At 55.7% G+C, this 7,321-nt stretch carries 7 protein-coding genes; all 7 read right to left on the bottom strand.

Translation table 11 applies throughout. From position 1 onward, the window contains the following. Nucleotides 1-225: 225 nt before the first annotated feature. A complete protein-coding gene (locus tag ACDC67_RS13705) occupies nucleotides 226-825 on the bottom strand; it encodes a hypothetical protein (protein ID WP_376694012.1) in 600 nt (199 codons plus the stop codon). 83 nt (nucleotides 826-908) lie between these two features. After that, nucleotides 909-1,160: a hypothetical protein gene (locus ACDC67_RS13700; protein WP_376694010.1), complete on the bottom strand. Its 252-nt coding sequence runs from the start codon at nucleotides 1,158-1,160 to the stop codon at nucleotides 909-911. 196 nt (nucleotides 1,161-1,356) lie between these two features. Next, nucleotides 1,357-1,668, bottom strand: coding sequence for a hypothetical protein (locus ACDC67_RS13695; RefSeq protein ID WP_376694008.1), 312 nt, complete (start codon nucleotides 1,666-1,668; stop codon nucleotides 1,357-1,359). A gap of 490 nt (nucleotides 1,669-2,158) precedes the next feature. Next, a complete protein-coding gene (locus ACDC67_RS13690) occupies nucleotides 2,159-2,413 on the bottom strand; it encodes a hypothetical protein (RefSeq protein WP_376694006.1) in 255 nt (84 codons plus the stop codon). A gap of 109 nt (nucleotides 2,414-2,522) precedes the next feature. Continuing rightward, nucleotides 2,523-2,939, bottom strand: a complete 417-nt coding sequence (locus ACDC67_RS13685; protein ID WP_376694005.1) for a hypothetical protein — start codon at nucleotides 2,937-2,939, stop codon at nucleotides 2,523-2,525. A gap of 1,310 nt (nucleotides 2,940-4,249) precedes the next feature. Continuing rightward, the gene (locus ACDC67_RS13680; protein ID WP_376694003.1) at nucleotides 4,250-4,447 is read right to left on the bottom strand and encodes a DUF2283 domain-containing protein; all 198 of its coding nucleotides are present in this window, start codon (nucleotides 4,445-4,447) and stop codon (nucleotides 4,250-4,252) included. A 1,600-nt stretch (nucleotides 4,448-6,047) separates the two neighbouring features. After that, on the bottom strand, nucleotides 6,048-6,629 hold the full coding sequence (locus ACDC67_RS13675) for a hypothetical protein (RefSeq protein ID WP_376694002.1): 582 nt from the start codon (nucleotides 6,627-6,629) through the stop codon (nucleotides 6,048-6,050). Nucleotides 6,630-7,321: the final 692 nt, after the last annotated feature.

The raw sequence follows: 7,321 nt of genomic DNA, 5'->3' as shown, positions 1-7,321 counted from the left end.
GCTCCTTCAGCCTTTTTTCATCCACTACTGCGTCCATTGATAAACTCCTGATTTACAGTACGTATCAATGGGCAGTTACACAAATCTCAGGACAGTCCCGGATCTTTGACCATGGCTCGTTCTTTTCGTACATGATCTTATAACGTCTGAGCTAAGCGGCGCGGCTTTAGCCGCGTCCGGTGGAGGCCCGATAGGGCCGGAACGAACTTGAGCGATTTGTTAGATTTATTCGACACCATCATTCCTGCTGAAGCCGTTTTTCGCTTGGTCCGAAATGATGCTTTGTATTCTCGCCACATACTCCTCGAACACCACTTTCCCCTCATCAGTCATCCTTGGAAGCTCAAGGAAAACGCCATATGGAGCGGTTGCCATTTGAATCCACCCTGATCCATCCGTAAGCTTCCACTCGACCAGTGATGATGCCCGCCATCGAGCCATCACCGACGGACGCCCTTCTATGCACTCTTGGTAGTCGGCGGTCTCAAACATCGAGTATTCAATACCTAGTCCGCCTTTATTGTCCAAGAATAGTAGATACTCGTTTCCGGGGGTGAGCATTAGATTGAAGTTTATCCCAAACTCTGATTCGGTAATCTCTCCTTTGAGTAAATTGAGAACTTCAGCTTTATAGATGCCCATACATGGACTTACCCGCCCGAATTCATCGCGGCTAAAGAACAAAGCCCGCCCCTCTGTCACTCGAACGTGTGCAATCGCGTCGGCTCGATACACCGCAGATTCCAAGGAGCTTGGTTCGATACTGATGCCGCTGGCGAGCCCGCTTATATTGAGCAGAATTAATGCAAGTAAAGAGTTCTTCATAAATCTAACGTCTGAGCTAAGCGGCGCGGCTTTAGCCGCGTCCGGTGGAGGCCCGAAGGGCCGGAACGTACTTGAGCGACTTGTTAAGTGTCTCTGACCTCTCCGGCTGCCCAGAAGGTCTTTGAGAGGACCCAGCCGATGAAGTACCACCAAGCGCTCCCAATTACTCCGAAGTAGAGCGCAGGAAACCAGAAATTGTCTATGTCCCTTAGAGTGCTATAAGTCCCCGAGGCGTCTTTACGGCTAAGAATCTCGTTTCCATCGATGAAATTGGAGAGAATTAGCCAGCCTACCGAAACCGGAAAATCTATTGCCACGAGAAAAAGCCAGGTCATGACCGCGACCGGATCCTGGCTGGTCGCTATCGAGTAGCTCATTAGCAACACTAGCAGCAAATGACCTAGACCAAAACCCAGCGCAGATTTTCTGAAAATAGACACTTAACGTCTGAGCTAAGCGGCGCGGCTTTAGCCGCGTCCGGTGGAGGCCCGAAGGGCCGGAACGTACTTGAGCGACGTGTTATGTGTGAGCTTAAACATACTCCCACATTAGCTCCTGCTCTGCGGGCCGCTTCCGTCCGCTCTTATCCACCACGACACCCTCTGCGATCATGTTTCCGTAACCTAAAAATCTCTCGTTCTTGCATTGAACGATGATCAGAGTCTCGCCAGTGGGGAGCGGGTCACGGTAGGTACCCAACTTGAGCGTTTTACCCCCAACATCCAAGTTCTCCAGGTGTTCGGACGGCATTGCAAGAAGATCCGCTGAATCCGTATCTATAAGACGCCCAATTCTTTGCTGCACTTCAGCAAGAACGGCATTGTCGATTTCTCGGTTCTTCATACATTACACATAACGTCTGAGCTAAGCGGCGCGGCTTTAGCCGCGTCCGGTGGAGGCCCGAAGGGCCGGAACGTACTTGAGCGACTTGTTAGCTGTGGAAGATACAGCCGCCGCAAAAGCGCCGCGGCCAGCGAACGAAGCCCGCCCCGGTACTCGACTGGCAAACGACCAGACGCGGCTACGGCCTCTCTCGGCAGAAGCCGCAAGCACCCGGCCCTCCGGGCTGATCGCACGAAATTGGCACCGCCAAGCCAGGATCCCGGCTCCGTAGCGCGAAGCTGCCGCGACGCCCGTGGCACCGTGGGAGCTACCAACTGCCCTGTTCCGGCCGTTCTCCAGTGCTGATCTAAGAATACTCATTCCAACAGCTAACGTCTGAGCTAAGCGGCGCGGCTTTAGCCGCGTCCGGTGGAGGCCCAAAGGGCCGAAACGGACTTGAGCGACTTGTTATGTGAATGCGGCTTATCAGTCTGGTGCACACATTCGCTCACTAAGAGAATGCGCCCGCAAGGTAGAGGCCGAGCGCCAGCAGGAGGATGAACCCCACCGAACTGCATATGAAGGATTCAAGATCCCACGAATCCGGAAGCACCTGATTTCGAGAGCGCGGATAGGTTCCAAGTGTAAAGGCCCGGCACACCGGCCAGCCAACCCAATAACACACCGTTCCGAAAAGGACCTCGGCAAGCAGCCAACCTACGGCCCGAAAGAAGCCCTTCCCTATCTCCTCGAGGATTTCTTCCACTCAGTTTCCCCAGTATTCACATAACGATTTAGCTAAGCGGCGCGCGTAAGCGCGTCCGGTGGAGGGCCGAAAGGCCCGGAACGTACTTGAGCGATTTGTTAACCATGCTTCAGTCCGGCCACCTAAGGCTGGAGTTGAATTTTGTATAGCTCTCCCGAAGTTTTGGCCACTCATCCTCAATCGAGAACAGCGGATTTGCGAGAACAGCGACTAGATAGTGTTTCCCGCAAGCCTCTTTAAAGCCTCCCCTTATGAGCACGGCCTCACGTTCAACGATTGTGCTATTAGGTGACGGATGGCGTTTCTTCGCCGGCACTACGGCCTCGAAAGGTTCGTCAGTACTGGAATCTCCACCTACAAGCTCCACCTCGCGCCAAAGAGACTCTTTACGTGGGCTAGTGGCCTGGAGGATTTCTACCAGAGAGGATTGGGCTGGATTCGGTATCGGCACGACAAGAAATGTATCCCCACGAGGCATCCCCACACCGTAGTCATAGTAGCCCACAAAGGAATCGGCACCATGCATCTTAGGTGCCGCTCGTAGTTGGGAAGCGAAGTTTTCGACTGAAACGCAAGCGGTCCGCATCATTTCCCCAACGTCCCGCTTACTACCAAAATCATCGCGAATTTGTCCCAAGCAACCAATTAGGAGAAACACAACTATTACGATAGGCCCTCGATGCATGGTTAACGTTTTCCTTAACCGGCGCGCCCGCAATCCCAACCCGGCTTTGCCGGCCACCAGCTTACCCCGCGTCCGGTTGAAGGCTTTGTTATGGCACGGGGTTGATTGGGTTGTGGTGGATTCCAGAGCACCTGGTTCTTGCCGTTGTTTTGAGGCCGAAGTCGGGTAGCTTGAAGCCTTCTCCAGTCTTCGCCGAACGGACCCGACTGGAGCGAAGGCACTTGCCTGGGCGAAGCCATGGCAAAGGCTTGCCGAAGGGCCAGCTCGCTGAAGCCACCACTACCTGACGCACCACCGAACCTCATGCTCCTATTCTGCCAGTTTGGCAACCAGCTTTCCGCTCGAAGCCGCGAAGATTGCGGCAGGGGCAGCCGGAAGCCGGTTGGTGGGTTGAGAGGGCAGCACACTTTACCGCTTGACGCTGCCCCTGACTCGCTGCCCGCAGGGAGCTAGGCGAATCGACTGCTCGACGTTTGGCAACGAGCCGGATACTGAAAAGCACAAGTGCTATAACGTTTGAGCTAAGCGGCGCGGCTTTAGCCGCGTCCGGTGGAGGCCCGGAGGGCCGGAACGTACTTGAGCGATTTGTTATAGGAGTGCTTGTCTAATTCCACGTCTTTTACTCTCTGCCAAGTGGGCTCCACGCTTTCGGTGTAACTCCTGTACCCCTGCTTTGATACATGAAGTATGGCTGATTCCCAGTCGACTCTGTTCCAAAAACATTCTCTGATGTGCGCGTGTCCGGTCAATGTTGTCGTTCGGTTCAACACCAAAATCCGCTGTTCAGAATCGGCAATCTCATGAGAGAGGACCAAGTCAATCCGGGCATCGGTGACTGGACTAGACGAGGAATCCAAAACGCGAACTTCGCCACCGTAGGTATGTCGGCAGAGTTCTCCGGATGGCAATTTCATCAATATTCCCGAAACCAGGATGGACTCATGTTCGGGAGGCCTATTGTCGAGCGGGATGGGCTCGGCTTGGACTAGCAGCGCCAAGATTCCCACAATAGCAAGAGCGATACCGAGGGCACTTACTAAAGACGCTACGGTTCTAAGAATCACAAACTCCTATAACGTCTGAGCTAAGCGGCGCGGCTTTAGCCGCGTCCGGTGGAGGCCCGAAGGGCCGGAACGTACTTGAGCGATTTGTTATGCGGCTATGCCTTCTACTTGCAAATGACTAATATCGGTTCTTTGACTGGCGTGCTCGAAGGTAATCGCGCAAACATTCCCGTCGGAGTCCAGGTCAAGGAGGGTGTTCTCATCCAAGTCTCGGGTCTCCGAGATCTCTCGGCCCTGGAACTCGATGTAGAGGGTGTCCGTGTCTTCAAAATACTGGACTTTCATGGCTTAAATCCTCGATCGAAGAATGCATTATGGACTGTCTCCCGGTCCGCAAGCAAAACCACTCGGAGATAGCGCCCGCCAGCCTCCGGAATCTGGGCCCACAATCGAACCCGCCCGTCAGATTGGACATGCTCGTACTCCGGGCGTTCTACTGTCTGCTGAATCCACTCGTCCCGTATTTCGGCACGATCGGGGCGATCTCGAGTGGTGTCGAAGTAGCGGGTCGTTTTCATACCTTTATTACTGGGGCCGCATAACGTCTGAGCTAAGCGGCGCGGCTTTAGCCGCGTCCGGTGGAGGCCCGGAGGGCCGGAACGTACTTGAGCGATTTGTTATACCGCACACCAATCTAGCTATTCTCTCTTCATCCCAATGTAGTCTAGAACTCCTTGCAAGGAATTCAGGGGCGCTGGAGATTCAAAGCTAACTACTTCACGAAGTGCCTCAGACAAATCAGAGTGATGATCCTCCGAGGCGGGCGCGAGAGAATACTCCCCATTTCGGACAACAAATAGGCCACGTTTGTTTGGGGTGGAAAAGTGTGGCTCCAATGGCGCCCCTCGAGCATCCCAGAAAAGCCAGACGGCTGCCTCGACATCAAGTCCCTCACAATAGGAAGTTGCTTCTTCTTCAGTTTTGAAAGCGTGGAAAGACCGTTCCTCCGTTTCAATGGCAAAGATCATGCGGTATAACGTCTGAGCTAAGCGGCGCGGCTTTAGCCGCGTCCGGTGGAGGCCCGAAGGGCCGGAACGTACTTGAGCGACTTGTTAGCTGTGGAGGGGTCGCTTACCGCCAGGGCGCCGCAACCGGCGAGCGAAGCCCGCCCCGGCCCTCGACAGGCAGAGAACCAGATTCGGCAGCGGCCTATCCCGGCACAAGCGGCAGGCAGGCGACCCTCCGGGCTGCAAACCAAGAAGCGGCGACGCTGAGCCGGGCTAGCAACTCCACGCCTCGAATCTGCCGCGGCAACCGTGGCACAGCGGGTGCTATCAACCGCCCCGCCCTGGCCGTCCACCGATGCAGATCTAGAAATACTCATTCCAACAGCTAACGTCTGAGCTAAGCGGCGCAGCTTTAGCTGCGTCCGGTGGAGGCCCGAAGGGCCGGAACGTACTTGAGCGATTTGTTAGGTAAACGGTTCATAAAGCTTCCTGCCAAGCTCTGGAAGTGGAGTGCTAGGGCTCGCCGGATACCCGAACGGAATTATCCTTAAACGAGGTCACTTTCACAGAATCTCCAGGCCGCAGGTCTTCGTCCGATACGGGAACAGTTGCTCCGTTGATTTCGGCTAGTCCGTCTCCCAAGTACTTTCCGGAGTCACCAAGCTTGATCCGCGTCCACTGCTGTGCAGACCCAGGGAGCCGAAATGAGAGACCGGGCCCCGCAAGCCTGACAAGCCGCCCGGCAGCGACCACCGCGAACCGCTCGGACTCGGCGGTAACCTTAAGGCCAGACACCAAAATCATTATCAGGACAGCTGAAAGTAGAAAGCTCTCGATTCCCATTAGAAGAAGGGTTTACCTAACGTCTGAGCTAAGCGGCGCGGCTTTAGCCGCGTCCGGTGGAGGCCCGAAGGGCCGGAACGTACTTGAGCGACTTGTTAGTCATCAGTTGATCTATTGCTCAAGCGCTCGGATACCGTGTTGATATATGCGTCGAAATTCTCCATATACCGCAGGCTTTTCCTCCAAAATTGAGTTCTATCTGCGACGATTTGGACAAACGTTTTCTTGTCGTAGATTACAGTGATAGGCACCGCCTCGCCGTCTACGGGAATTTCGAATTGCACAATCTGAAGCCCGAACGAACTTTCGCTTTGGATATTTTTAGCATCTAGTTCTGCCAGTTTTTCGATTCCGCATACTTGGCAATACTCTCGATCTCCGACGCTCACCTCACCATCAACTTTTTCCAATGAAGCGGGGTCATCAGTTATCCAAGGGCGACACTCAGAGTGATAGCGTGCGTAATCGCGGCCCGCGCGGCCGGACAGGGAGAAGTGGCCTGGGATCCAGAATATGCCGCCTAGCCCCCTAACCGGAATCGAGAGCTCTGGATTCTCACATGCAGTTTTGATCTGTGCCGCGGTGTGGCCAAGCTCCGTTCGTTCATTAAGCGCGCATCCGGAGTGAAGGATCACCGACAGAAGAACCACCGCTATGGTTGAATTACGCCGCTCCACTGGATACCTCCTCCCTGAGGACTAACGTCTGAGCTAAGCGGCGCGGCTTTAGCCGCGTCCGGTGGAGGCCCGAAGGGCCGGAACGTACTTGAGCGATTTGTTAGCTGTGGAGGACTCGTTCGCCGTAGCGGCGCCACGGCTGCCGCCCGAAGCCCGCCCCAACCCTCGAGGGGCAGAGAGCCGGACGCGGCGGCAGCCTATCCGGGCAGAAGCGGGAGGCACGCGACCCTCCGGACTGCTCACCAGGAAGTGGCGACGCCTTACCAGGCTAGCGACTACACGATTGGCAGGTGCCGTGGCGCCCGTGGCACGGCGGGGTCTACCAACTGCCCCGCTCTGGCCGTTCTCCGACGCAGATCTACAAATACTCATTCCAACAGCTAACGTCTGAGCTAAGCGGCGCAGCTTTAGCTGCGTCCGGTGGAGGCCCGAAGGGCCGGAACGTACTTGAGCGACTTGTTAGCTGTGGAAGGGGCATTTGTGGCAAATGCGCCCCTGCGCGCGAACGAAGCCCGCCTCAGTGCTCGACTGGCAGAGAGCAAGACGCCGCTGCGGCATTTCCGGGCGAAAGCGCCACGGCACCCTACCTACCCGGCTGCGAGCCAGAAAGAGGCAGCGCCAAGACCGGCTAGCGCCTCCGGCCCTGGAAGCTGCCAACGCGCCCGTGGCACGGCGGCGGCTACCAACTGCCG

This window comes from Wenzhouxiangella indolica (genome assembly GCF_042310355.1).
Lineage (GTDB): Bacteria > Pseudomonadota > Gammaproteobacteria > Xanthomonadales > Wenzhouxiangellaceae > Wenzhouxiangella.
The sequence above is the reverse complement of the archived record's forward strand: the minus strand, read 5'-3'. Positions and strand labels throughout refer to the sequence as shown.